This is a genomic window from Vibrio sp. 2-1-2a (genome assembly GCF_032648565.1).
Taxonomy (GTDB): Bacteria; Pseudomonadota; Gammaproteobacteria; order Enterobacterales; family Vibrionaceae; genus Vibrio; species Vibrio diabolicus.
Genome location: NZ_WBOH01000002.1, coordinates 755,353 through 777,551, shown reverse-complemented (window position 1 = coordinate 777,551; position 22,199 = coordinate 755,353). Strand labels below are relative to the sequence as shown.

Below are 22,199 nucleotides of genomic sequence, written 5' to 3'. Positions count from 1 at the left end.
TGTTAGAAGTCATTCTGAGTGCTTGGATAATCGACAGAAGTTTCTATTATGAAACCATACACTTTCTCAGTAGTGATAGTTTTGTCTGAATTTTGAGCCTTTCTGCTGAGAGTAAGTACTTTATTTTTGTATGGATGGATTTATTGAATGAGACTGTATTCATTTTTGCTGGCTTCTGCACTCAGCCTTACTAGTGCTTCAGTGTTGGCGAACTCGCCTGAATTTGCTCACGTAACGACGACAGGTTATGGTGAAGTTATTGCTACACCAGATATGGCGACGTTTTCTGTAAAAGTGGTAGACACGACAATGACTGCTGAACAGGCCAAGCAGTCAGTAGACAAAACCGTTGAGCAATTTCTGAAAAATCTGTCCGATGCTGGCTTATCAAAAGACAATGTTACCAGCTCGAATTTATACCTTGCGCCTCAATACCACTACCCTAAATCTGGTAAAGCAGAGCTCGTTGGTTATCGCGCTTCTCGTAGCATTGATGTGACGGTTACGGATCTAAAAAACCTAAACCAGTACCTAGATATGGCGTTAGAAGCAGGGATTAATCAGGTTGATAATATTCAACTTAAGGTAAGCAACCAGGCTGAGTATCAGCAAAAGGCACGCATGGCGGCTATCCAGGATGCGCGAGAAAAAGCAGCGTCACTGGCTACTGGCTTTGAGAAAAAATTGGGTGATGTTTGGCAGATCAATTACAGACAGATGCACGTTCAGCCAGTTCTAATGCGCTCGATGGCGATGGACAGTAAAGAAGGGGCAAACAGCTACCAAGATTCTACCATGATTATTCGCGATCAAGTTGACGTGATTTACAAGCTGAAGTAATACTGGGTGCAAAAAGAAAAGGCAGGGTATTCCCTGCCTTTGTTATTTCTGCTTCACAAATTAGTGAAGGATACGAGCACGGATAGTGCCTTCAATACTTTTCAGTTTCGCTAGCGCTTCTTCTGAGCGCTCGGTTTCAACATCGATCACTACGTAGCCGATTTCAGCGGCTGTTTGTAGGTACTGTGCAGCAATGTTAATACCGTCTTCCGCGAAGATGGTGTTGATCTGAGTAAGAATACCAGGACGGTTTTTATGGATGTGAAGCAAGCGAGAGCATTCACCACCGTGCTCTGGCAGTGACACCTCTGGGAAGTTTACGCTTGAAAGCGTAGAGCCGTTGTCAGAGTACTTCGCCAGTTTTCCTGCGACCTCAACACCGATGTTCTCTTGTGCTTCTTGCGTTGAACCACCAACGTGTGGAGTGAGGATGACATTATCGAACTTCTGCAAAGGAGATTCGAACGGGTCGGCATTCGTTTTCGGTTCTGTCGGGAACACATCAATCGCAGCGCCCGCAATGTGACCCGCTTCTAAACTATGGCAAAGTGCTGGAATATCCACGACAGTGCCGCGTGCTGCATTAATAAAGATTGAGCCTGGCTTCATGCGAGCAAACTCAGCTTCACCCATCATATTTTTTGTTTCTGGCGTTTCAGGAACGTGCAGAGAAATTACGTCACACTTGTTTAGTAGTTCACTCATGGTATGTACTTGCGTCGCATTACCAAGGGACAATTTGTTCTCGATGTCGTAGTAGTAAACGCGCATACCTAAGTTTTCGGCAATAATACCTAGCTGCGTACCAATGTGGCCGTATCCGATAATGCCAAGACGTTTGCCACGTGCTTCGTAAGAGTTGTCAGCACTTTTCTTCCAAATACCGCGATGTGCAAGCGCATTCTTTTCAGGAATGCCACGCAAAAGTAGTAGGATTTGACCAAGCACTAGCTCAGCCACACTGCGTGTGTTAGAGAACGGTGCATTAAACACAGGAATGCCGCGTTTTGCTGCTGCGTCTAGGTTTACTTGGTTAGTACCGATACAAAAACAGCCAATTGCAACCAGTTTATTCGCCGCATTGATTACCTCTTCGGATAGGTTCGTACGGGAGCGAATACCGATGAAGTGCACGTCTTTAACCGCTTCAATCAATTCTTCTTCCGGAAGGGAACCTTTATGGTACTCAATGTTGGTATAACCAGCTGCTTGAAGAACTTCAACTGAAGAAGGGTGTAGTCCCTCTAACAAGAGGATCTTAATCTTTTCTTTTTCCAGTGAAACTTTGGCCATTTTTTCTCGTCCTTAAAATGGAAAGGTGGGCTAACGTGGCGCACATTGGGCAAAACTATTAAAAAGGGGATAATTGATAGTTTTGTAGGAGGACAAACGTTTCCTTGTGCGTCTTCTGTTCAATAAAGTAACAAAAAAAAATTGCTTTGGGTAAGAAAATTACGGAATAAGAGATAATTTTCTTAGAGAAAGGAATAAAAAACGGTGCCTTGCAGCACCGTATGTAATGAAATAACAGAAAAGTGAACCAGATAGGTCGATTTGAGCTGTTATTTATTCTTCAATTTTTGCGCCTTCTGGTGTGCCTGTGATTACGACGTCAGCACCACGGTGAGCAAAAAGACCCACAGTCACCACACCCGCGATACCGTTGATCTTGTCTTCCATTTCTTTCGGGTTAGTAATCTGCATGTTGTGTACATCCAAAATTACGTTGCCGTTGTCAGTCACAACGCCTTCACGGTAAGCCGGGTCACCACCCAGTTTTACTAATTCGCGCGCAACGTAAGAGCGTGCCATTGGGATCACTTCTACAGGTAGTGGGAACTGACCTAGTACGTCAACTGCTTTGGTGCCGTCAACAATACATACAAACTTATCAGAGATTGCTGCGACAATTTTCTCACGAGTCAGAGCCGCGCCGCCGCCTTTGATCATTTCACGTGCTGGGTTAATTTCGTCTGCGCCATCAACATACACATCCAGCTTCATTACGTCGTTACACTCGTATACTTCAATACCAAGCTCTTTAAGGCGCTCAGTTGAAGCGACAGAGCTAGACACTGCACCTTTAATATCGTCTTTGATAGTGCCTAGTGCATCGATGAAGTGATTCACGGTAGAGCCAGTACCAACACCGACAATGCTGCCTTTCTCAACATATTTTAGTGCTGCCCAACCAGCCGCTTTTTTCATTTCATCTTGAGTCATGCCAATCTCCTGAATAGATGTTCGTTAACGTTTGCGGGCGTGATTATAGCGGCTTACTTGCCACTTTCCCATTGCCATATTCGGCTTGGGGTCACGATCTTAGGTAATGGAATGTCCCAGCTTTCGATTGGTAAGCGTTCTACATGTTGGCAGTCGTGAGCGATACCAACAGGCTTGGCACCTTCTCCGGTTATAAACCAATGAGACAGGGTACGGTCATAATACCCTCCGCCCATGCCTAAGCGGTGGCCGATGCTGTCGAATCCAACCAAAGGTGTACAAATGATATCAATTTGACGAACGGGCTTGAGATGGCGGATGTCCAGTTTGGGCTCTAAGATGCCGTATTTGTTGTAGACCAATTGATCATCACTTACGTACAGAAGAAACAGTAACTGACCTTTGGAAAACGGATGGATGACAGGTAGATAAACCGATTTTCCCTGTTGCCACAACCACTCAATGAGCGGCTTGGTATCAAGTTCACCGTCAGCAGAAAGATAAATAGCAATATGCTGTGCTTGCTGGATTTCAGGAAGTTGAGAGAACTGAGTGACAAGGTCGATCCCCGCTTGGAATTGCGTATCGCTACACAATGCGTTGCGCTTTTCACGAATCAGTTTGCGGAAGTCTTGTCGAGAGAGGTCTGACATAGAGAGAATACCCCAGGGTGCCGTTGAGGATTGTGGCCCTTGAACCAGCTGGTTCAAGGCGGATCAGCAATGATAACCGTAGGCTTCTCGGTGCATGCCGAGCTTGCTCAATAGTTACCAAATACTAACCCTTAGGTATTGCTTATCGGCTCAGGGACTTAAATCCTGCTGACGCACACCCCAGGGTAAATTTTGTATTTACTGCTGTCCTTGCGTAACTTTGCTTAGTGCGTTCTCAAGAGACGCAGTGAGCTTTTCCATTCGCTCAGTAATTTCTTGCTGTTGACCGTTTGATTCGTATGACTTGGTGTGCAACTCATAACAAATATTCAATGCAGCGAAGGTCAGCAGTTGGATTTCATTGGTTACCTTAGTACGTTCGCTCATTTCTTTCAATCGGCGATCCAGATCTTTTGCCGCTGCAACAAGAGACTCTTCTTGTCCTGTCGGACAATTCACTCGTGTAACTTTGCCTAATATTTCAACGTCGATCGCTTGATTGCTCATGATGAATAAACTCTATATTCGCGCTATCTAAGGTGTTGCTTCATACAACTACCGAGGAGCAAACTATAGGAAAACCGCTATTAAGATTCAAGCATTTCCCATCACAGAAAGAGAAATGATGACGAGATCACACAGGAATTGGGCAAATTGAGCAAATGCTGTTCAAAATTGAATTTGATAGCCGTTTCAGACCACTAACCTTGATGGTAGGATATACCAATACATTATTATGCAAGAATGAGCCAAGTTATGAGTGAAATCACCCTTCCTGAATACCAATCTATTGCTGCTGAACTGCAATCTGCAAGCCTAGCAGTAACACCTGCGGAATTACATGGCTTATTTGTCGGCATGTTAAGTGGTGGATTGGCGATTAATGATCAAACTTGGCAGCCTATTCTGTTTGACTACACCAATGATGGTATGGGTTGGCCTTCTACTGCGCTAGCTTTTGCTCAAAGCGTATTCACTGTTACTGTCAATGAACTCACGGGCACGTCGATGGAGCTGTCTTTATTATTGCCAGATGAGCCGGGAGAAGAAGGCTTATTCGCGTTGGCTGACAGCGTGTCCGATTTCGTAAACCACTTTATTTCTGGTTTAGGTCTAGCAGGTGTTGCGCTAAATAAAGCGTCAGATGACGCTAAAGAAGCATTGGCTGACTTAGAAGAGATTGCCAAATTAGGCATTGATGAAGATGATGACCTCGGTGAACAAGCGCAATTGCTAGAACAAGTGATTGAACACATCAAAGCTTGCGTACTAACGATTCATGCTGAGTTTGGTGTTCGCCCTGAAAGTAGCGATAAAAAGCCTACTATTCATTAATCGTAGATGGTCCAGAGGTTAGCATGAAGCAATATGATGTAGTCATTGCTGGTGGTGCCATGGCAGGGGCAACGTTGGCATTAGCAATTGACCATTTGTCTCAGGGAAAGCTCCGCATTGCCGTCGTTGAGCCTTTTAAAGCGCAGTCAGATATGCACCCTGGTTTTGACTCTCGCTCAATCGCATTGTCTTACGGTACTGTCAATCTGTTGCGTCAACTACAGCTCTGGACCTCGATAGAGCCGTTTGTCACACCCATTGAACATATCCACGTTTCTGACCGCTCTCATGCTGGGATGACGGAAATTACCAAGCAAGAGATTGGCGTTGAAGCACTAGGGTATGTTGTCGAATTAGCCGATGTTGGTCGCGTATATCAAGAATTATTAGATAGCAGCGCATCTATTACGCTGTTTTGCCCTGACTCTGTTACCGATATCGAGCGCGAGCAACACTGTACCCATATTACGTTGAAAAGCGGTGGGAAGCTTGAAGCAAAACTGCTGGTGGCAGCCGATGGTGCTGTTTCGACTTGTTGTCAGAAAATTGGTTTAGAGCTTTCTGAGCAAGATTTTGAACAAGTGGCTGTCATAGCCAATATTGTGACTCAAGAACCTCATCAAGGTCGAGCCTTTGAACGTTTTACTGAAAATGGCCCTGTTGCTTTATTGCCAATGAGTGACAATAGAATGTCCTTAGTTTGGTGTCTGCACCCTGAGGAAGCCCAAGCAGTTCTTGAGTTATCTGACCAAGCATTTCTCCAACGTTTACAACAAGATTTTGGCTGGCGTTTGGGCGCGATGAAAAAAGTGGGACGACGTGCGAGTTACCCATTGCTTCTTCGCCATCGAAAGCAAAATATCTCTCATCGTTTTGCGATTGTTGGGAATGCGGCGCAAACGCTGCATCCGATAGCTGGACAAGGTTTTAATCTTGGTATTCGCGACGTTGTCTCGCTAGCAGAAGAAATCGTGCAGCAAAGCGATGATGTTGGTCTTTATCAAGGCTTGATGCGCTTTAGTCAGCGTAGAGAGGCAGACCGAAGCGAAACGATCTGGCTAACCAGTGCCTTAGTGCATATTTTTTCAAATGATTTACCCGCGATGCGAATTGGGCGAAATACAGCCTTAGCAGCGATGGATAACCTTTCTATTTTTAAGCAGCCGCTACTGCGCCATACGCTTGGTTTGGTAAAACGATGAACGGCCGCACTGAATTAGGTAATAAAAAGCAATGATGCAAAGTGTAGATATCGCCATCATCGGCGGAGGGATGGTTGGGTTGGCACTTGCTGCCGCGTTCAAGGACAGCGATCTGCGTGTCGCCGTAATAGAAGGCAAGGTGCCAGATGAGTCGTTGAAAGAGTTACCTGATGTGCGTGTGTCTGCGTTGAGCCGTTCTAGTGAGACGATCTTGCGTAAGCTTGGCGCTTGGCAGGGGATAGAGCAACGTCGAGCTTCACCATACTACGGTATGGAAGTATGGGAGCAAGATAGCTTCGCTAGTATTGAGTTCAATGCACAAAGCATGGCACAACCTGATTTAGGGCATATTGTTGAGAATCGAGTGATTCAACTCGCACTGCTCGAACAAGTCCAAAAGCTCGATAACGTCACTATGTTTATGCCTGCACGTTGCGCGACCTTAGCGGTGGGCGAACAAGAAAGTTGGTTGACGCTCGACAATGGTCAAGCCATGACGGCTAAGTTAGTGGTCGGAGCCGATGGAGCAAACTCGTGGCTTCGTCATCAAATGGATATTCCGTTAACGCATTGGGATTATGGACATCATGCTCTGGTCGCGAATGTTAAAACCGCTGCTCCGCACAATAGCATTGCACGACAGATTTTTACTCCTCAAGGGCCATTGGCGTTTTTGCCAATGTCGCAACCAGATATGTGCTCTATTGTTTGGTCCACTGAGCCAAATCGTGCAGAGCAGCTATTGGCAATGAGTGAGCATGATTTCAACAAAGCATTGACGAGCGAATTTGATACACGACTTGGTCTATGTGAAGTCGTGGGAGAGCGTGCCGCGTTTCCTTTGAAAATGCGCTATGCGCGAGATTTTGTTGTAGAGCGAGTCGCGCTGGTTGGCGATGCAGCCCATACCATTCACCCACTAGCGGGGCAAGGTGTGAATTTAGGTTTATTAGATGCAGCCGGCCTCGCTCAAGAGGTGTTAGCGCTATGGAAGCAAGGCCAAGATATTGGCAGCAAACGCAATCTAAGAGGTTATGAGCGTTGGCGCAAAGCGGAAGCAGCAAAGATGATCGCTGCAATGCAAGGATTCCGAGACCTGTTCTCTGGAGAGAATCCTGCTAAGAAGCTGGTTCGTGGCATTGGTTTGAGTTTAGCGGGTCAACTGCCGGGAGCGAAAGATGAGATCATGAAGCGTGCGCTTGGTCTAAAAGGTTATCTGCCGGATCTAGCACGTCAGTAGGTGTAAAGTGAACTTCAAATACACAAAAGGCTGGTTAATCCAGCCTTTGTTTTATCAACGTTTTGCTAAGCATATGCGCATCGGAGTTTCATTATTTCTTGGTTGATCTCTTTGACCGCTCGGAAATGGCGTTGCTCTGCTTTCTCCGGCAGTATTAACTTGCCGTTATCAAACTCGAATCTACCGACCCCGTAAATATAAATTCTTCCTTTAAAAAGACGACTTATATGTTTAGCTATCATACTTGGTGTATAGCGCTTAAACAGTCTCATATTTACTTTCCTTTTATCTAACCTAGCCTAGGTATTCTACGTTTTGGACGCGAAAATTATTGTGACAGCCATAGTATTAAATACAGATGTAGGGTGTTGCGTCAGAGATTTGTGTTGTCTTAGACAATTTGACAGTGTCATCTCTTAAATAGCGTGAGGATTACCCCAAAAAATCACCGTTCAAGGAACCCTTACGACAATACACTCCTTTTTACGTGACGCATTAAGCAATAGTTTTGTTACAGAATTAAGAATAGAACGAAAATGATTGTTTGCTAATTGTTTCTATTAAGGTGGTATCCGATAGAACAAGCTTTACGTCCTAACGGTTAGAGAAAGAGGAAGAGAAAAAAGTTCCGCACAAAAAAAAGCCCGCTTCAGCGGGCGAATAGTCACAGATGCATTACACAAAAGTGGACAGCTGACGGCATGAATACTGTCATTCAGTCAGCTGATTCACTTTATGTTGGCTAAGTGCTTGTTTGAAACTTAACCAACAAATTCAGCATATACGAGTTTTATCTTTGTGACTATTTATGTTTCATATGTGATTAAAAATTCCATCGTCTATTTTTGTAGATATGAGCGAGATCACGTGATGATAGAAACACTACGTGCTATTACATTATTTTTAGACGATTAACGACAGATCTCAGCTACGGTCGGCTGACACAATTGGATAAGATCTTTGATAGAAAGCGCCAGTCCAGCCATGCGATCGCCACTGCTGATCGTGACTTCCTGTTCTTCTAGTAAACTAGGATCGAACACGATCGGCATGTGTCGTTTGAGTAATAGTGGAGTGACAGTACCAATTTTGTAACCCGTGATGGCCTCAACGTCGGCTTGATCAACGCAAGTCATCCGGCGGCATTGCAGTAACGATCGCACTTTTTTGGGATCGACACTACGATCACCAGGCGCACAGGCGAGTGCGTATTGATTTCCCATGTCTCGTAGCAAGATCGCTTTCACCATTTGAGAAGGGCGAATGCCGCGTTGTTGCGCGGCATCCTCAATAGTCGTTGCTGGTCTTTGATGCGGTAACAGACGAAACGGAATGTGTTGGTCTGTGAGAAATTGCATCAAAGGAGTATTGATTGTATTACTCATCATCAAGACTGTAAGGCAGTGATTCGATTGTCCACTCACATTCTGGTTGAGCAACCAAACGAAGACGAGTGTCTTCATCGAGATTATTGGGCAGTACGATCAGGCCAATCGCTTGATTGTCGCTGAACTGGTAGTGGTTTAATAAAGCACCCACTGAACGCCAGTTTTCACCCACGCTGCGTTCGAGCTCAATTGGCTCGTCACTGAATGGAGCAGAAGTTGCCCCTTTTACGATGTACATCGCACGTTTATTTGTACCGCGATACTTAGCTCGTGCTACCGTTTCTTGTCCTGTGTAGCAGCCCTTTGTGAAGCTAATGCCTCCTAAAGCTTGCACGTTGAGTGCTTGTGGAATGTGAGCATTCTGCGCGGATGCAGAGACAAATGGTAAACCAGCTTCAATGTCGAAACGATTCCAAAGCTCATTTGTCGTAAGGGCAGCATCTGTATTTTCAATGAATTGTTGCGCAGCTGACGCACTTAATATCAGTAGCCAGCGGCTTTGTGAAACTTGTACCGCGGTGCCGCCTTCAACAGGGCGAACGCTGCCAGTCGTTTTGCTCATTGAAGAAATAAGCTCGTCGGCTTTGACGCCTGCAACACCTAAGATAACTTCATCAGAAGCTTCAATCGTTACTTTAGAGAAAATGGCGTATTTTTTTATTTCGCTAAGTTCTACGTCAATCGCCGATTTTGGTTGGATCATGCCGTAGCCATCGTGGTGATGGAAAAGGCGGAACACACTCCACACTTTACCTTTCGCATCACAATGTGCGCCTAATGTTGATTGGTCTTGTTCTAAAGAAACGACATCGCAGGTAACCTGACCTTGTAAGTATGATTTTTTATCGTCACCGACCATGGTGATCATGCCGAAATTGTCCAGCAGCGAGATAGATAACTCTGGAAGTGCGTCTTGAGTTGAGAGAGGTAGTGCTGAAAAACGAGTTTGCCATTCCATAATTACAATGCCTTTTGAAGATATTTTTCCGCTATGTTATACCCAAATAACCTTGAGATACTAGGGGAGCGATTTACGAATCAACATTTGTCTGCTTTCACTATCGTATTGTGACCCGCACACTAGTGACGTAGCACATCCCTTGTTACACTCCGCACTAACAACAAGACATCTATGAAGGAATAGTGAATGTACACTCCGGAAGAAAAAGCGCGTATTAAATGGGCTTGCCGTCGAGGCATGCTTGAGCTTGACGTAGTAATTATGCCGTTTTTTGAAGAGTGCTTTGATACTCTGAGTGAACAAGAGCAGCGTGACTTTGTTTCTTTACTTGAATGCGATGATCCTGATCTGTTTACTTGGATAATGGGGCATGGCCGCAGCGAAAACTTAGGTCATGCTGCAATGGTTGATAAAATTGTCGCCCATAACCTCAGCAAAGTTCGTTAATTTTACCGCTTCTCCCTCTCTGACTGCCCGAGTTCTCAATGTAATACTTTTCTTACTGATGACTTGGGCCGTTACCCTCTCTAGCATCCCTCTCGTATTATCGATTTATTTGTTATTAATGATTGTTAAGGCACTATTGAGCCAAGGCTTTGTTAAACCGACAAGTCAGGGTTATTGGTATGTGCATTGCGATGGCTCGGTTAGGTTTGAGGCCCTTGAGTATAGTGAATGCTCGGCGGCTCTTGAGTCTGAAAAGGATCAGTTACAACGAATCGATACATCGACATTGCCATTCAAGATAACATTTCGATTGCAGTCTGGCCGTAGCGTCACGATTTGGCGTGATAGCTGTGACGATCAGCATTACCGTCAATTATCTTTGGTATTACGCCAGTGGGAAATGAAACAGGGAGCCAATGCTCCCTGTTGATGTAATAGTTTATTTTGTCGAATTAAAGCTGTTTAGCTGGAATCAAAATCGTTGGTCCGCTGTTTTCCAGTTGGTTCGGATAATCAAGCGTGTAGTGCAAACCTCGACTCTCTTTACGCTGCATCGCACAACGAACCATCAGCTCTGCTACTTGTAAAAGGTTACGCAGTTCTAATAAGTTGTTCGACACGCGGAAATTGCTGTAGTACTCATGCGTTTCTTGTTGCAACAGCTGGATACGGCGTAATGCGCGCTCTAAACGCTTGTCAGTTCGTACAATGCCCATGTAGTCCCACATAAACAGACGAAGCTCGTGCCAGTTGTGCTGAATGATCACTTCTTCATCACTGTTGGTCACTTTACTTTCATCCCAACATGGCACCTGTGAAGGAAGCTCCACGTTAGTGTGATGTTTTAGAATATCTTTCGCCGCAGACCAAGCATAAACCACGCATTCGAGAAGTGAATTTGATGCCATGCGGTTAGCACCATGCAGCCCTGTATAGCTAACTTCACCAATCGCATACAAATTTTTCAGATCGGTGCAGCCATTTCTATCCACCATGACACCGCCACAAGTGTAGTGCGCAGCAGGTACGATTGGGATTGGCTCTTTGGTCATATCAATGCCCAAGTCCATCAAGCGTGAGTAAATGGTTGGGAAGTGTTTCGTAATAAAGTCCGCAGGCTTATGGCTGATGTCGAGATACATACAGTCGGCACCCAAACGCTTCATTTCGAAGTCGATAGCACGAGCCACGACGTCACGCGGAGCAAGCTCTTTACGTTCATCGAAATCTGGCATAAAGCGAGAACCATCGGGACGACGCAGGTAAGCACCTTCACCACGTAACGCTTCGGTCAACAAGAAGTTACGCGCCTCGGGGTGGTATAAACACGTCGGGTGGAACTGGTTAAACTCCATATTTGCCACACGACACCCTGCACGCCAAGCAATGGCAATACCATCACCAGACGAAACATCTGGGTTAGAGGTGTATTGATAAACTTTTGAAGCGCCACCTGTAGCGAGAACCACAAATTTGGCTCGCACGGTTTCGACATGCTCTTCGTTGCGGTTCCAAATATAAGCACCGATAACTTTGTTTTTATCACCGCCAATTTTGTCTTCGGTGATTAAGTCCAGAGCATTGTGACGTTCGAGAACATGAATGTTTGGATGGTTGTGAGCGTTATCTTGCAGAGAGGTTTGCATCGCCATACCTGTTGCATCTGCCGCGTGAAGAATACGACGACGGCTATGGCCACCTTCACGAGTTAAGTGATAACGAGGCTCATCGTCAGAGTCATCCTCTTCACGATCAAATGGGACACCACCGTCGATCAACCACTGTACGCACTCTTTTGAGTGTTCAGCAATGAACCTCACGGTATCTTCGTCACAAATACCATCGCCGGCGATTTGCGTGTCTTCAACGTGTGAATCAATGGTGTCTGACTCATCAAATACGGCAGCAATACCACCCTGGGCATAATAGGTCGCCCCTTCGCTGCGTGGCCCTTTACTCAGCACCATCACTTTACAGTGGTTAGCAACGCGCAAAGCCAACGACAAACCAGCCGCGCCACTCCCTACCACTAACACATCACACTCATGTTCACGATTTGTGTTCATATAACTTTTATAATCCCAAGCTAAGGTAACAAAGTCACCTTGTGTATTATTTGCACACCATGTGCATTCCATTATCGCGACACCTGTCGCTAAGGGCTAAGTTGGGAGACCTATCGACATCCGTGTTACTGCGGTGACTGAGCCACTCTTCTTTTTCATGCAGAGCATGAGCATGCTTCCTAAGTTATATTTGTAACGCGGTGTTCAGATAGCCATTAGCCATGCAAATGAAAAGTAATAGTTTGTCAATGCCATTGCTTTTCCATGCTCGACCCAGCACAATCTGGGACAGAGATCATTCATTATACCCATTTCCCCTCAAGATGCTCGCTTGTCAAACTTAGACTAAAGTCAGGCAACGGTGGTCATTTGGGTATAGACATCACACTGTGAAAAAACAATGACAAAAAACTTGAGAAACCATGGAACTTTCTCATTCACGTTAGGGTCACAATAGTGCTCAAGTAAGCAGTGGTGTCAATACTACGTTTTGCATAATTAGTACCCATATCTGAGAAGAGTAGGGGCATAACAAATAGGAGTATCCGCTCGAATGAACGAGCAGCTGACCGATCAAGTATTGATTGAGCGAGTTCAGAATGGCGATAAGCAAGCATTCAACCTGCTGGTAACGAAGTACCAGAACAAAGTATGTAATCTTATTTCCAGATACGTTAGTAATCCTGGCGATGTACCAGATGTAGCACAAGAAGCGTTTATTAAAGCTTACCGAGCTATTCCCAGCTTTCGTGGGGAAAGTGCGTTTTATACGTGGCTGTATCGCATTGCAGTGAATACTGCGAAAAATCACATTGTTGCTCAAGGGCGTAGACCTCCAGCGACAGATGTCGATGCTGAAGATGCTGAATTTTACGAAACAGGTAGTGCACTTAAAGAAATATCGAACCCTGAGAACTTAACGTTGTCCAAAGAATTGCAACGGGTGGTGTTCAGTGCAATCGAAGCTTTACCTGAAGATTTAAAAACCGCAATGACATTACGAGAGCTCGATGGCTTGAGTTATGAAGAAATTGCAGAAGTGATGGATTGCCCGGTAGGAACGGTACGATCGCGTATCTTCCGTGCTCGTGAGGCGGTGGAAAAGAAAATCAGACCTCTTTTGCAACGCTAGTACAAGTAATAACTATGGTGAAAATAATGGCTGACAAAGAAAAACTTTCAGCTCTCATGGATGGAGAATTGGTCGATAAGGCTTTAATTCAAGAGTTAGAGCAAGACCAAGAGAGCCGTGATGCTTGGCAGAACTATCACCTGATTGGTGATGTGATGCGAGGCGAAGCGCCAGCAAAACCTGAGTGGAATATTGCTGAAAGCGTGGCGTTAGCGTTAGAAGATGAACCTGCACATCGTGCGTTTGATTCGCACGGTGCAAATGTTATCTCAATTGCTGATACGCCAAAAGAGTCGCAACCAGAACCGCAAAAAGCAAAACGTCAGTTGCCAGGTTGGTTGACACAGTTTGGTCAAGTTGCTGTTGCTGCATGTGTATCGCTTGTCGTTATTTTAGGTGTACAGCAGTACGGTGGTAGCGATTCAATGTCGCCGCAAACAGATCAATTACCTGTGTTGCAGACAGTTCCGTTTGCTGGCAGCGCAGAGCCTGTGAGTTTAACTCGTGAGTCTGTTGAGCGTTCTGTAGGTGAAGCAAATATGCAAGAGCAACGTAAGCGTGTTCATGCTATGCTGCGGGACTACGAATTGCAGTTACGAATTAACAGTGATGCATCTCAACAAGATGCAAATCTGAATCCGGATATTGAATGAAAAAATTTCTGATCAGCGCTTGCGCTCTGTTCAGTATGATGTCTTTTCAAGCCTTTGCTGGTGATAAGCCAGCGGAGGCTTTATTGCATCAAATGAGCGAGGCGAGTAAGAATTTAAGTTACGAACTCTCTTATATCCTTATCAAAAAGAACAGCATTGAGCCGTTGCTGTATCGTCATGCCACGCATGGTGACGATCAATATGCTCATCTTGTCTATTTAAGTGGCCCTGTACGCGAAGTGATTCGTCGCGGCACAGAAGTAAGCTATATCGAAACGGGTTTAGAACCATTCACCATCGAGTCAGGTAAAATGGTCGCTCCGACTATGCCTATGCTCAACACCAATATCGATGAGCTAAACTTGTATTACGACTATGTAAAAGTGGGTAGAGCTCGTGAAGCAGGTGTAGCAACACAAGTGCTGCGTGTCGTCCCTAAAGACGGTCTGCGCTATTCATACGTACTATGGATCGATGAAAAGAGTAAATTGCCGTTACGTGCCGACCTTGTGGACCGTGATGGTGAGATGCTTGAACAATATCGCACTATTTCTTACACGGTGAATCCAAAAATCGCAGAGTTAATGAGTGGCCTACAAGATGTTCAATTACCAGCTGTTCTCACCATGCCAAAAGGCGATATTGGGACCAGTAATTGGCAGGTAGGTTGGATCCCTGAAGGTTTCGAGCCGAACGAGCTCAACCGCTATCGTATGGCCGTTACTAATCAAATGGTGGAGAGCCAGCTGTATTCTGATGGTCTGTTTAGCTTCTCTGTTTACGTAGCAAACAAAGATGAGCATTCGTTAAAAGGGCAGTTGGTTCGCCAAGGCCGAAGAACGTTGCATAGTTTTGTGAGCGGTCAACATGAAATCTCCGTAGTTGGAGACATTCCGCCGACCACAGCACAACGTATCGCCCAATCTGTCACATTTAATGTAACAAAGAGTAAACAACAATGATGACCGCGTTGGCTACTGTGACAGACGTACATCGTCGCGGTAAACAATACGAAATTGGTTTAAGCTGCGAACAGCAGACCAGTTGCAGTAGTTGCTCTTCACAGAAAAGCTGTGGAACGGGCGTTGTGACTAAAGCCATTGGTAACAAGAGTTTATCTTGGCACCTGCGCACGGATAAATCAGTGAAGATAGGTCAAGTCGTCGAGATAGGCTTTCCTGAGTCGAGCCTGATAAAATCAGCAATGGCGGTTTATTTACTGCCGTTGTTTGGTTTGATTATCGGTGCGATGTTTGGTCACTTCCTATTAGCGCCGCTGACCGCGGGCGGGGAAGGTATCATCATATTGGCATCAGTACTATTTGCAGCTGGTGGAATGTGGATCGCAAAACGTGTTTCTCGTCCGTTAGAGGATGAATCCAAGCGCCAAGTTACCCTCGTTCGGGTACTTGGAGAGCCAATCCAGTAAGTGTTGTCCCCCTCCACTAAAGGTTATTTGGGTATGTACTTTAAATTACGTGCGCCCGTTAACGAAATTCGGTAGAATCTGCCAACTTGATTGAAATGCCGTCAGTAGATGGCGTTTCTTACTGTCCCTATTTGTAAAGAGTTAGTCACCCTAAATCTATGAAGCACATTCGTAACTTTTCGATTATCGCCCACATCGACCATGGTAAGTCGACCCTATCAGACCGTCTAATCCAAGTTTGTGGCGGGTTAACCGATCGTGAAATGGCCGCACAGGTTCTGGATTCTATGGATCTTGAACGTGAGCGTGGTATCACCATTAAATCTCAGAGTGTGACGCTAAACTACACCGCTAAAGACGGTGAAACGTATCAGCTGAACTTCATCGATACTCCGGGGCACGTTGACTTTGCATATGAAGTATCACGTTCTCTAGCGGCTTGTGAAGGTGCGTTATTGGTTGTAGATGCGGGTCAAGGTGTTGAGGCTCAAACACTGGCTAACTGTTACACCGCGATCGAAATGGATCTAGAGGTTGTGCCAATCTTGAACAAGATTGACCTACCAGCAGCCGATCCTGAGCGCGTGGCAGAAGAAATTGAAGAAATCGTTGGTATCGATGCAATGGAAGCAACCCGCTGTTCTGCGAAGACAGGCATCGGTGTTGATGACGTTCTAGAGAACATTGTGTCAGCGATTCCAGCACCGGAAGGTGATCCAGATGCGCCACTACAAGCGCTGATCATTGACTCATGGTTTGATAACTACCTTGGCGTTGTTTCTCTAGTACGTATTAAAAACGGCGAACTGAAGAAGAACGACAAGATCAAAGTGATGAGCACGGGTCAAGTTTGGGGTGTAGACCGTCTTGGTATTTTTACACCAAAACAAGTAGATACCGACATCCTTCGTACTGGTGAAGTAGGTTGGGTGGTTTGTGGTATTAAAGACATCCTTGGTGCACCAGTTGGTGATACGCTGACTATGGCTAAGAATGGCTGTGAAAAACCGCTACCAGGTTTTAAGAAAGTAAAACCTCAGGTTTACGCAGGTCTGTTCCCGGTATCTTCTGACGATTACGAGAACTTCCGTGATGCGCTGGGCAAATTAAGCCTAAACGACGCATCGCTATTCTACGAGCCAGAAAACTCAGCGGCACTTGGCTTTGGTTTCCGTTGTGGTTTCCTTGGCATGCTGCACATGGAAATCATCCAAGAGCGTCTAGAGCGTGAATACGACTTAGATCTCATCACCACGGCACCAACCGTAGTTTACGAAGTTGAAAAAACGGATGGTGAACTGCTGTACGTTGATAGTCCTGCCAAACTACCAGCGATCAATGATATTGAAGAAATTCGTGAACCGATCGCTCGTTGTAATATCCTGGTACCTTCAGAGTATCTAGGTAACGTCATCACGCTGTGTGTTGAAAAGCGTGGTACTCAGGTCGATATGGTTTACCACGGTAACCAAGTCGCCGTGACTTACGATATTCCAATGGCCGAAGTGGTACTGGATTTCTTCGACCGTCTGAAATCGACCTCTCGTGGTTATGCGTCTTTGGATTACAACTTCCAGCGCTTTGAAGCGTCGAACATGGTGCGTGTAGACGTTCTTCTGAACGGTGACACCGTTGATGCACTGGCGATGATCACACACAAAGACCAGTCTCAGACTCGCGGTCGTCAGCTGGTAGAGAAGATGAAAGAATTTATCCCTCGCCAAATGTTTGATATCGCAATCCAAGCAGCGATTGGTAACCACATTATCGCACGTTCAACTGTAAAACAGCTGCGTAAGAACGTAATCGCGAAATGTTACGGCGGTGACGTAAGTCGTAAGAAGAAACTTCTGAAGAAACAGAAAGAAGGTAAGAAGCGCATGAAGCAGATCGGTAACGTTGAGCTGCCTCAAGAAGCGTTCCTAGCCATCCTTCACGTAGGTAAAGACTAAAGTTGAACTTTGTCTCACACTTGTCGGTCTTAAGACGTTAGATATTAAAATAAGTGAAAGGGTTTCGGCTCTTTCACTTTCGTATTTTTAGATAAGGGAATTTAATGGCGAATACATTCTCACTGATGCTGGTTATTGCGACTTTGGTAACTGGCGTGGTTTGGCTACTGGAAAAGCTGGTTTTCGCGAAAAAGCGTCAGGAAAAACTGGCTGAGATTCAAGCTCAGACGTCTAATGGTTTGGATGCAGTGACTTTGCAAAAAGTTGAGCGTCAGCCTTGGTGGGTTGAAAATAGCGTCTCAATTTTTCCTGTGATTGCGTTCGTTTTAGTATTGCGTTCTTTTATCTACGAACCATTTCAAATCCCATCAGGCTCAATGATGCCGACTTTGTTGGTGGGTGACTTTATCTTGGTAGAAAAATACGCCTATGGCTTGAAAGATCCGGTATGGCGCACGCAGTTAGTTGAAACAGGTAAACCTGAGCGTGGTGATATCGTGGTATTCAAATACCCGCCACAACCAAGTGTGGATTACATTAAGCGTGTTGTTGGTTTGCCTGGTGATATCGTGCGTTATTCAAGTGATAAGCAGCTTTGCGTGCAAAGCCAAGGTGAATCGGCGTGTAAACCAGTTAAACTGAGCAATGTTGAAGAAAGTCAGTTTAGCTCGAACGGTATTCCAATGATCCAACTGGATGAAAAATTGGGTAACGTGGAGCACAATATTTTGGTTAACCCTCTTGTTCGTAACCGTGTGGAGCAATACTTCCCACGTAGCGGCACGACAGAGTGGGTTGTACCACAAGGTCAGTACTTTGTGATGGGTGATAACCGTGACAACAGTGCTGACAGCCGTTACTGGGGCTTCGTTCCTGAAGCAAACTTAGTCGGCAAAGCTGTCGCCATTTGGATCAGCTTCGAGTTTGATCGTGGCGCAGATAGCGTTCTACCTTCATGGATTCCAACTGGTGTGCGTTTTAACCGCATCGGTGGTATTCACTAACCATTTTATATCGAGAGAGTATGAATTCTCCAATTGATAAACTAGAGAGAAAGCTCGGCTACCAGTTTCAAGATGCCGGGCTTATCAACTTGGCGCTGACTCACCGCAGCGCCAACAGTAAGCATAATGAACGTCTTGAGTTTCTGGGCGATTCAATTTTAAGTTTTGTCATCGCTGATGATCTGTACCATCGTTTCCCGAAAGTGAACGAGGGTGACATGAGCCGTATGCGTGCTACTTTGGTTCGTGGACATACATTGGCGGAACTGGGTCGTGAATTCGATCTAGGAGATTATTTAAAATTAGGTCCAGGTGAATTGAAGAGTGGCGGTTTCCGCCGAGACTCTATTTTAGCCGATGCGGTTGAAGCCATTATTGGCGCAATTTACCTAGACAGCGATCTTGAAGTCGTGCGAGGCATTGTACTGAGTTGGTACAACTCACGCCTTGAAGCCATTAAACCTGGCGTCTCACAAAAAGATCCGAAAACTCGCCTACAAGAGTTCCTACAAGGCAGAAGAAAACCGCTGCCTGTGTACACAGTGACTAATATTAAAGGTGAAGCGCACAACCAAGAGTTTACGGTTGAGTGTGAAGTAGCAGGTGTGGACAAGCCTGTAATCGGGAAAGGCACCAGCCGCCGCAAGGCAGAACAAGCGGCTGCTGAAACAGCACTTGAGCAATTAACAAATGGCTGATAACGAATTCGATATCGATGCGTTTTTCGCATCACAAGGTGAGCCAAGCTCGCCAGAAAACCAGCACTGTGGCTTCATTGCTATTGTTGGTCGCCCAAACGTAGGTAAGTCGACACTTCTGAACAAAATCTTGGGTCAGAAGATTTCGATCACCTCACGTAAGCCGCAAACAACACGCCACCGCATTATGGGTGTGGACACGGATGGCGATTACCAAGCGATTTACGTCGACACGCCAGGACTTCACATTGAAGAAAAGCGTGCGATTAACCGCCTGATGAACCGTGCGGCTAACTCATCTCTAAGTGATGTAAACCTAGTGTTCTTCTTAGTCGATGGTACGCATTGGACCAAAGACGATGAGATGGTGCTAACTAAGCTTCAAAAATCGAACTTCCCAGTTGTGCTTTGTGTCAATAAAGTCGACAACGTGCAAGATCGTAACGAAGTGATGCTACACATGGCTGAGATGTCTAAGAAGATGGATTTCGTGGACGTTGTGCCAATCTCTGCGAGGCAAGGGAAGAACATTGATGTACTGCGTAAGCACGTGCGTAATCACTTACCTAAAGCAACGCACCACTTCCCAGAAGAATACGTGACTGATCGCTCCCAGCGCTTTATGGCATCTGAAATTGTGCGTGAAAAGTTAATGCGTTTCACGGGTGAAGAATTGCCATACTCGGTAACGGTCGAGATTGAACGTTTTGATTACAACCCAGAAACCGACGGTTTCCATATCAATGCCTTGATTCTTGTGGAGCGTAATGGCCAGAAGAAAATGGTGATTGGTAAAGGTGGCGAGAAGATCAAGACCATTGGTCGTGAAGCGCGTTTAGATATGGAAGAGTTGTTCGGTCGTAAGGTTTACCTGGAAACATGGGTAAAAGTGAAATCTGGCTGGGCAGACGACGAACGAGCACTGCGCTCGTTGGGCTATATCGACGACTTATAATCTTGGCTGCGAAGATGCTTCGCTCCAACATCGATTAAAATAAGGAGCCGCTTGGCTCCTTATTTTTTATTTCACACTTTTTAGGCACAATGACTTAGATGAGTAATCTGTCTTCTGAAGGTTTACAGCGCTGCTTTGTTTTACATCGCCGCCCTTACAGTGAATCGAGCTTAATCCTTGATGTATTCAGTGAGGAATATGGTCGAATGACTTTAATGGCCAAAGGCGCGCGCAGTAAGCGTTCGAACTTAAAAGGCGCATTGCAACCTTTTACTCCGCTGTTACTTAAATGGTCGGGGAAAGGTTCGATGAAGACTTTGCGTCAAGCCGAGCCGATAAGCCTAGGCTTACCGCTAACGGGCATTAATCTCTACTCTGCCATGTACGTCAATGAACTGATTGGTCGGATATTGATGGCTGAAGTACCGATGCCAGCGCTATTTCATGATTATTTGCATGCGCTAACAGAGTTGGCACACAACGAGAACCCTGAGCCAGCACTGCGTCGTTTTGAGTTAGCATTGCTATCTGCGATGGGGTATGGCGTAGATTTCTTGCACTGTGCAGGTACTGGCGAGCCCGTCGACCCAGAGATGACGTATCGTTACCGGGAACAAAAAGGCTTCATAGCTTCGGTTAGGCGCGATAACCTCACGTTTTTAGGGAATGAACTGATTGCTATCAGTGAGCGGCGGTTCGTCACTAAAGAGCAGCTAAAAGCGGCAAAACGCTTTACACGTATAGCCTTAAAGCCGTATCTTGGCGGCAAACCTTTAAAAAGTCGTGAATTTTTCATTCAGACCCCCAGAGCACGGAGTAACGGAAAATGAGCTCAATTTATTTAGGCGTCAATATCGACCATATTGCCACTCTACGTAATGCACGTGGTACAAAATACCCTGATCCTGTTCACGCTGCAGAAATTGCTGAGCGTGCAGGCGCGGATGGTATCACAATTCACTTACGTGAAGACCGTCGCCATATTTTGGACCGTGATGTACGTATTCTGCGTGAAACCATTCAAACGCGCATGAATCTAGAGATGGCTGTGACGGACGAAATGGTTGAGATTGCGCTGCAAACTAAACCAGAGTTTGTGTGCTTAGTGCCTGAAAAACGTGAAGAACTGACGACGGAAGGTGGCTTGGACGTTGTGGGGCAGCTTGAAAAAATTAAAGCTGCGACGAAAAAGCTGACAGATGCTGGCATTAAAGTTTCACTCTTTATTGATGCTGATCGTCAACAGATTGAAGCGGCGAAAAAGTGTGGTGCTCCGTTTATTGAGCTGCACACGGGTCATTATGCTGATGCGACGACAGAAGACGAACAGCAAGCAGAACTGAAGAAGATTGCGGCTGGTGCGAGTTATGCACATGACCTAGGTATTATTGTTAATGCCGGGCATGGCCTGACTTATCACAATGTCGCGCCAATTGCTGCATTACCAGAAATTTACGAACTCAACATTGGTCACTCAATCATTGGTCGCGCGGTATTTGATGGTTTGAATAAAGCGGTTGCGGACATGAAAGCACTGATGATTGAGGCACGCCAGTAATAGGGCTATCTAGATGGCGATTATAGGGTTAGGGACCGACATTGCAGAAATTGAGCGTATTGAAAAAGCGTTAGCTCGTAGTGGTGAGCCTTTTGCTCAGCGTATTCTTTCAGAAGAAGAAATGGCTAAATTTTCACAGCTTAAGCTGCAAGGCCGTTATCTTGCTAAGCGCTTTGCGGTCAAAGAAGCGGCCTCAAAAGCATTGGGGACAGGGATCGCGAAAGGGGTCACGTTTCACGATTTTTCCATCTCGAACGATGCGCTTGGAAAACCAGTGCTCGCATTGACGGGCACAGCAAAGCAAATAGCGGATGCGATGGGCGTTAACCACATTCACCTGTCCATTTCCGATGAGCGTCATTACGCTGTGGCGACGGTCATTTTTGAATCCTAGCTTGTAAGTCTTAAACAAAATACTAAAAAGCCAGAGCAGATGCTCTGGCTTTCTTGTCTCTCGAGCAGA

The 22,199-nt window shown here is 45.6% G+C and carries 25 protein-coding genes and 1 other RNA gene; 17 read left to right on the top strand and 9 right to left on the bottom strand.

The features are described 5' to 3' along the window. Positions 1-147: 147 nt before the first annotated feature. On the top strand, positions 148-840 hold the full coding sequence (locus tag F7Y48_RS08195) for an oxidative stress defense protein (protein ID WP_005393939.1): 693 nt from the start codon (positions 148-150) through the stop codon (positions 838-840). Between the two features lie 60 nt (positions 841-900). On the opposite strand, the gene serA is transcribed toward F7Y48_RS08195, so the two are convergent. The 5 genes from serA to F7Y48_RS08170 form a co-directional block, all read right to left on the bottom strand. Then, entirely contained in the window at positions 901-2,133 is a 1,233-nt protein-coding gene (gene serA, locus F7Y48_RS08190) for a phosphoglycerate dehydrogenase (protein WP_005393937.1), read from the bottom strand. Between the two features lie 273 nt (positions 2,134-2,406). Continuing rightward, positions 2,407-3,063 carry a ribose-5-phosphate isomerase RpiA gene (rpiA, locus tag F7Y48_RS08185; RefSeq protein WP_005380982.1) on the bottom strand — a complete coding sequence of 219 codons (657 nt, stop codon included), beginning with the start codon at positions 3,061-3,063 and terminating at the stop codon, positions 2,407-2,409. Positions 3,064-3,116: 53 nt separating this feature from the next. Beyond that, positions 3,117-3,716 carry a 5-formyltetrahydrofolate cyclo-ligase gene (locus F7Y48_RS08180; RefSeq protein ID WP_006743081.1) on the bottom strand — a complete coding sequence of 200 codons (600 nt, stop codon included), beginning with the start codon at positions 3,714-3,716 and terminating at the stop codon, positions 3,117-3,119. Between the two features lie 5 nt (positions 3,717-3,721). Continuing rightward, positions 3,722-3,906: non-coding RNA, 6S RNA (ssrS, locus tag F7Y48_RS08175), on the bottom strand. An 8-nt stretch (positions 3,907-3,914) separates the two neighbouring features. Next, on the bottom strand, positions 3,915-4,223 hold the full coding sequence (locus tag F7Y48_RS08170) for a cell division protein ZapA (protein ID WP_005393932.1): 309 nt from the start codon (positions 4,221-4,223) through the stop codon (positions 3,915-3,917). Between the two features lie 249 nt (positions 4,224-4,472). On the opposite strand from F7Y48_RS08170, the gene F7Y48_RS08165 reads away from it, so the two are divergent. The 3 genes from F7Y48_RS08165 to F7Y48_RS08155 are packed head-to-tail and all read left to right on the top strand — an operon-like array spanning position 4,473 to position 7,493. Further along, on the top strand, positions 4,473-5,051 hold the full coding sequence (locus F7Y48_RS08165) for a YecA family protein (protein WP_033907447.1): 579 nt from the start codon (positions 4,473-4,475) through the stop codon (positions 5,049-5,051). A 23-nt stretch (positions 5,052-5,074) separates the two neighbouring features. After that, on the top strand, positions 5,075-6,253 hold the full coding sequence (gene ubiH, locus F7Y48_RS08160; RefSeq protein ID WP_134648175.1) for a 2-octaprenyl-6-methoxyphenyl hydroxylase: 1,179 nt from the start codon (positions 5,075-5,077) through the stop codon (positions 6,251-6,253). Between the two features lie 31 nt (positions 6,254-6,284). Continuing rightward, the gene (locus F7Y48_RS08155; protein WP_316683290.1) at positions 6,285-7,493 is read left to right on the top strand and encodes an FAD-dependent 2-octaprenylphenol hydroxylase; all 1,209 of its coding nucleotides are present in this window, start codon (positions 6,285-6,287) and stop codon (positions 7,491-7,493) included. 65 nt (positions 7,494-7,558) lie between these two features. Here the strand turns inward: F7Y48_RS08155 and F7Y48_RS08150 are convergent, their stop codons facing one another. The 3 genes from F7Y48_RS08150 to ygfZ all read right to left on the bottom strand — a co-directional run bounded on the left by F7Y48_RS08150 (position 7,559) and on the right by ygfZ (position 9,839). Further along, entirely contained in the window at positions 7,559-7,765 is a 207-nt protein-coding gene (locus F7Y48_RS08150) for a DUF1107 domain-containing protein (RefSeq protein ID WP_005380970.1), read from the bottom strand. Positions 7,766-8,404: 639 nt separating this feature from the next. Continuing rightward, the gene (locus F7Y48_RS08145; RefSeq protein WP_199803568.1) at positions 8,405-8,878 is read right to left on the bottom strand and encodes an aminoacyl-tRNA deacylase; all 474 of its coding nucleotides are present in this window, start codon (positions 8,876-8,878) and stop codon (positions 8,405-8,407) included. Further along, the gene (gene ygfZ, locus F7Y48_RS08140; RefSeq protein ID WP_085342629.1) at positions 8,871-9,839 is read right to left on the bottom strand and encodes a tRNA-modifying protein YgfZ; all 969 of its coding nucleotides are present in this window, start codon (positions 9,837-9,839) and stop codon (positions 8,871-8,873) included. Before ygfZ ends, F7Y48_RS08145 begins: the two co-directional genes overlap by 8 nt. Before the next feature lie 189 nt (positions 9,840-10,028). On the opposite strand from ygfZ, the gene F7Y48_RS08135 reads away from it, so the two are divergent. Beyond that, positions 10,029-10,289: a succinate dehydrogenase assembly factor 2 gene (locus F7Y48_RS08135; protein WP_005393925.1), complete on the top strand. Its 261-nt coding sequence runs from the start codon at positions 10,029-10,031 to the stop codon at positions 10,287-10,289. After that, a complete protein-coding gene (locus tag F7Y48_RS08130; protein ID WP_308322822.1) occupies positions 10,237-10,719 on the top strand; it encodes a protein YgfX in 483 nt (160 codons plus the stop codon). Before F7Y48_RS08135 ends, F7Y48_RS08130 begins: the two co-directional genes overlap by 53 nt. A 22-nt stretch (positions 10,720-10,741) precedes the next feature. Here F7Y48_RS08130 and nadB read toward each other — a convergent pair whose 3' ends face one another. Then, entirely contained in the window at positions 10,742-12,355 is a 1,614-nt protein-coding gene (gene nadB, locus F7Y48_RS08125; RefSeq protein ID WP_258686216.1) for an L-aspartate oxidase, read from the bottom strand. A 553-nt stretch (positions 12,356-12,908) separates the two neighbouring features. On the opposite strand from nadB, the gene rpoE reads away from it, so the two are divergent. The 11 genes from rpoE to acpS all read left to right on the top strand — a co-directional run bounded on the left by rpoE (position 12,909) and on the right by acpS (position 22,130). Then, a complete protein-coding gene (rpoE, locus tag F7Y48_RS08120) occupies positions 12,909-13,487 on the top strand; it encodes an RNA polymerase sigma factor RpoE (protein ID WP_005380946.1) in 579 nt (192 codons plus the stop codon). A gap of 26 nt (positions 13,488-13,513) precedes the next feature. After that, complete coding sequence (locus F7Y48_RS08115; protein ID WP_046875100.1) at positions 13,514-14,140, top strand: sigma-E factor negative regulatory protein; 627 nt, start codon at positions 13,514-13,516, stop codon at positions 14,138-14,140. After that, complete coding sequence (gene rseB / locus F7Y48_RS08110; RefSeq protein ID WP_316683259.1) at positions 14,137-15,102, top strand: sigma-E factor regulatory protein RseB; 966 nt, start codon at positions 14,137-14,139, stop codon at positions 15,100-15,102. Before F7Y48_RS08115 ends, rseB begins: the two co-directional genes overlap by 4 nt. Next, positions 15,099-15,569, top strand: a complete 471-nt coding sequence (locus tag F7Y48_RS08105; protein WP_253658315.1) for a SoxR reducing system RseC family protein — start codon at positions 15,099-15,101, stop codon at positions 15,567-15,569. The genes rseB and F7Y48_RS08105 overlap by 4 nt, the downstream gene beginning before the upstream one ends. A gap of 158 nt (positions 15,570-15,727) precedes the next feature. Beyond that, positions 15,728-17,521 carry a translation elongation factor 4 gene (gene lepA / locus F7Y48_RS08100; protein WP_005393909.1) on the top strand — a complete coding sequence of 598 codons (1,794 nt, stop codon included), beginning with the start codon at positions 15,728-15,730 and terminating at the stop codon, positions 17,519-17,521. Between the two features lie 104 nt (positions 17,522-17,625). Continuing rightward, a complete protein-coding gene (lepB, locus tag F7Y48_RS08095) occupies positions 17,626-18,525 on the top strand; it encodes a signal peptidase I (protein WP_005380933.1) in 900 nt (299 codons plus the stop codon). Positions 18,526-18,545: 20 nt separating this feature from the next. Beyond that, positions 18,546-19,223 (top strand): ribonuclease III, encoded by a 678-nt coding sequence (gene rnc / locus F7Y48_RS08090; RefSeq protein ID WP_005393907.1) that lies wholly within the window; start codon positions 18,546-18,548, stop codon positions 19,221-19,223. Then, positions 19,216-20,178 carry a GTPase Era gene (gene era / locus F7Y48_RS08085; RefSeq protein ID WP_316683257.1) on the top strand — a complete coding sequence of 321 codons (963 nt, stop codon included), beginning with the start codon at positions 19,216-19,218 and terminating at the stop codon, positions 20,176-20,178. The genes rnc and era overlap by 8 nt, the downstream gene beginning before the upstream one ends. Positions 20,179-20,276: 98 nt before the next feature. Then, the gene (recO, locus tag F7Y48_RS08080) at positions 20,277-21,008 is read left to right on the top strand and encodes a DNA repair protein RecO (RefSeq protein WP_005384578.1); all 732 of its coding nucleotides are present in this window, start codon (positions 20,277-20,279) and stop codon (positions 21,006-21,008) included. Then, positions 21,005-21,736: a pyridoxine 5'-phosphate synthase gene (pdxJ, locus tag F7Y48_RS08075; RefSeq protein ID WP_048625989.1), complete on the top strand. Its 732-nt coding sequence runs from the start codon at positions 21,005-21,007 to the stop codon at positions 21,734-21,736. Before recO ends, pdxJ begins: the two co-directional genes overlap by 4 nt. A 13-nt stretch (positions 21,737-21,749) precedes the next feature. After that, positions 21,750-22,130 carry a holo-ACP synthase gene (acpS, locus tag F7Y48_RS08070; RefSeq protein WP_012841407.1) on the top strand — a complete coding sequence of 127 codons (381 nt, stop codon included), beginning with the start codon at positions 21,750-21,752 and terminating at the stop codon, positions 22,128-22,130. The last annotated feature ends 69 nt before the right edge of the window (positions 22,131-22,199 follow it).

Coding starts and splice junctions, on each gene's coding strand:
- F7Y48_RS08195 (WP_005393939.1), top strand. CDS start 148: ATGAGACTGTATTCATTTTTGCTGGCTTCTGCACTCAGCCTTACTAGT.
- serA (WP_005393937.1), bottom strand. CDS start 2,133: ATGGCCAAAGTTTCACTGGAAAAAGAAAAGATTAAGATCCTCTTGTTA.
- rpiA (WP_005380982.1), bottom strand. CDS start 3,063: ATGACTCAAGATGAAATGAAAAAAGCGGCTGGTTGGGCAGCACTAAAA.
- F7Y48_RS08180 (WP_006743081.1), bottom strand. CDS start 3,716: ATGTCAGACCTCTCTCGACAAGACTTCCGCAAACTGATTCGTGAAAAG.
- F7Y48_RS08170 (WP_005393932.1), bottom strand. CDS start 4,223: ATGAGCAATCAAGCGATCGACGTTGAAATATTAGGCAAAGTTACACGA.
- F7Y48_RS08165 (WP_033907447.1), top strand. CDS start 4,473: ATGAGTGAAATCACCCTTCCTGAATACCAATCTATTGCTGCTGAACTG.
- ubiH (WP_134648175.1), top strand. CDS start 5,075: ATGAAGCAATATGATGTAGTCATTGCTGGTGGTGCCATGGCAGGGGCA.
- F7Y48_RS08155 (WP_316683290.1), top strand. CDS start 6,285: ATGATGCAAAGTGTAGATATCGCCATCATCGGCGGAGGGATGGTTGGG.
- F7Y48_RS08150 (WP_005380970.1), bottom strand. CDS start 7,765: ATGAGACTGTTTAAGCGCTATACACCAAGTATGATAGCTAAACATATA.
- F7Y48_RS08145 (WP_199803568.1), bottom strand. CDS start 8,878: ATGAGTAATACAATCAATACTCCTTTGATGCAATTTCTCACAGACCAA.
- ygfZ (WP_085342629.1), bottom strand. CDS start 9,839: ATGGAATGGCAAACTCGTTTTTCAGCACTACCTCTCTCAACTCAAGAC.
- F7Y48_RS08135 (WP_005393925.1), top strand. CDS start 10,029: ATGTACACTCCGGAAGAAAAAGCGCGTATTAAATGGGCTTGCCGTCGA.
- F7Y48_RS08130 (WP_308322822.1), top strand. CDS start 10,237: ATGCTGCAATGGTTGATAAAATTGTCGCCCATAACCTCAGCAAAGTTC.
- nadB (WP_258686216.1), bottom strand. CDS start 12,355: ATGAACACAAATCGTGAACATGAGTGTGATGTGTTAGTGGTAGGGAGT.
- rpoE (WP_005380946.1), top strand. CDS start 12,909: ATGAACGAGCAGCTGACCGATCAAGTATTGATTGAGCGAGTTCAGAAT.
- F7Y48_RS08115 (WP_046875100.1), top strand. CDS start 13,514: ATGGCTGACAAAGAAAAACTTTCAGCTCTCATGGATGGAGAATTGGTC.
- rseB (WP_316683259.1), top strand. CDS start 14,137: ATGAAAAAATTTCTGATCAGCGCTTGCGCTCTGTTCAGTATGATGTCT.
- F7Y48_RS08105 (WP_253658315.1), top strand. CDS start 15,099: ATGATGACCGCGTTGGCTACTGTGACAGACGTACATCGTCGCGGTAAA.
- lepA (WP_005393909.1), top strand. CDS start 15,728: ATGAAGCACATTCGTAACTTTTCGATTATCGCCCACATCGACCATGGT.
- lepB (WP_005380933.1), top strand. CDS start 17,626: ATGGCGAATACATTCTCACTGATGCTGGTTATTGCGACTTTGGTAACT.
- rnc (WP_005393907.1), top strand. CDS start 18,546: ATGAATTCTCCAATTGATAAACTAGAGAGAAAGCTCGGCTACCAGTTT.
- era (WP_316683257.1), top strand. CDS start 19,216: ATGGCTGATAACGAATTCGATATCGATGCGTTTTTCGCATCACAAGGT.
- recO (WP_005384578.1), top strand. CDS start 20,277: ATGAGTAATCTGTCTTCTGAAGGTTTACAGCGCTGCTTTGTTTTACAT.
- pdxJ (WP_048625989.1), top strand. CDS start 21,005: ATGAGCTCAATTTATTTAGGCGTCAATATCGACCATATTGCCACTCTA.
- acpS (WP_012841407.1), top strand. CDS start 21,750: ATGGCGATTATAGGGTTAGGGACCGACATTGCAGAAATTGAGCGTATT.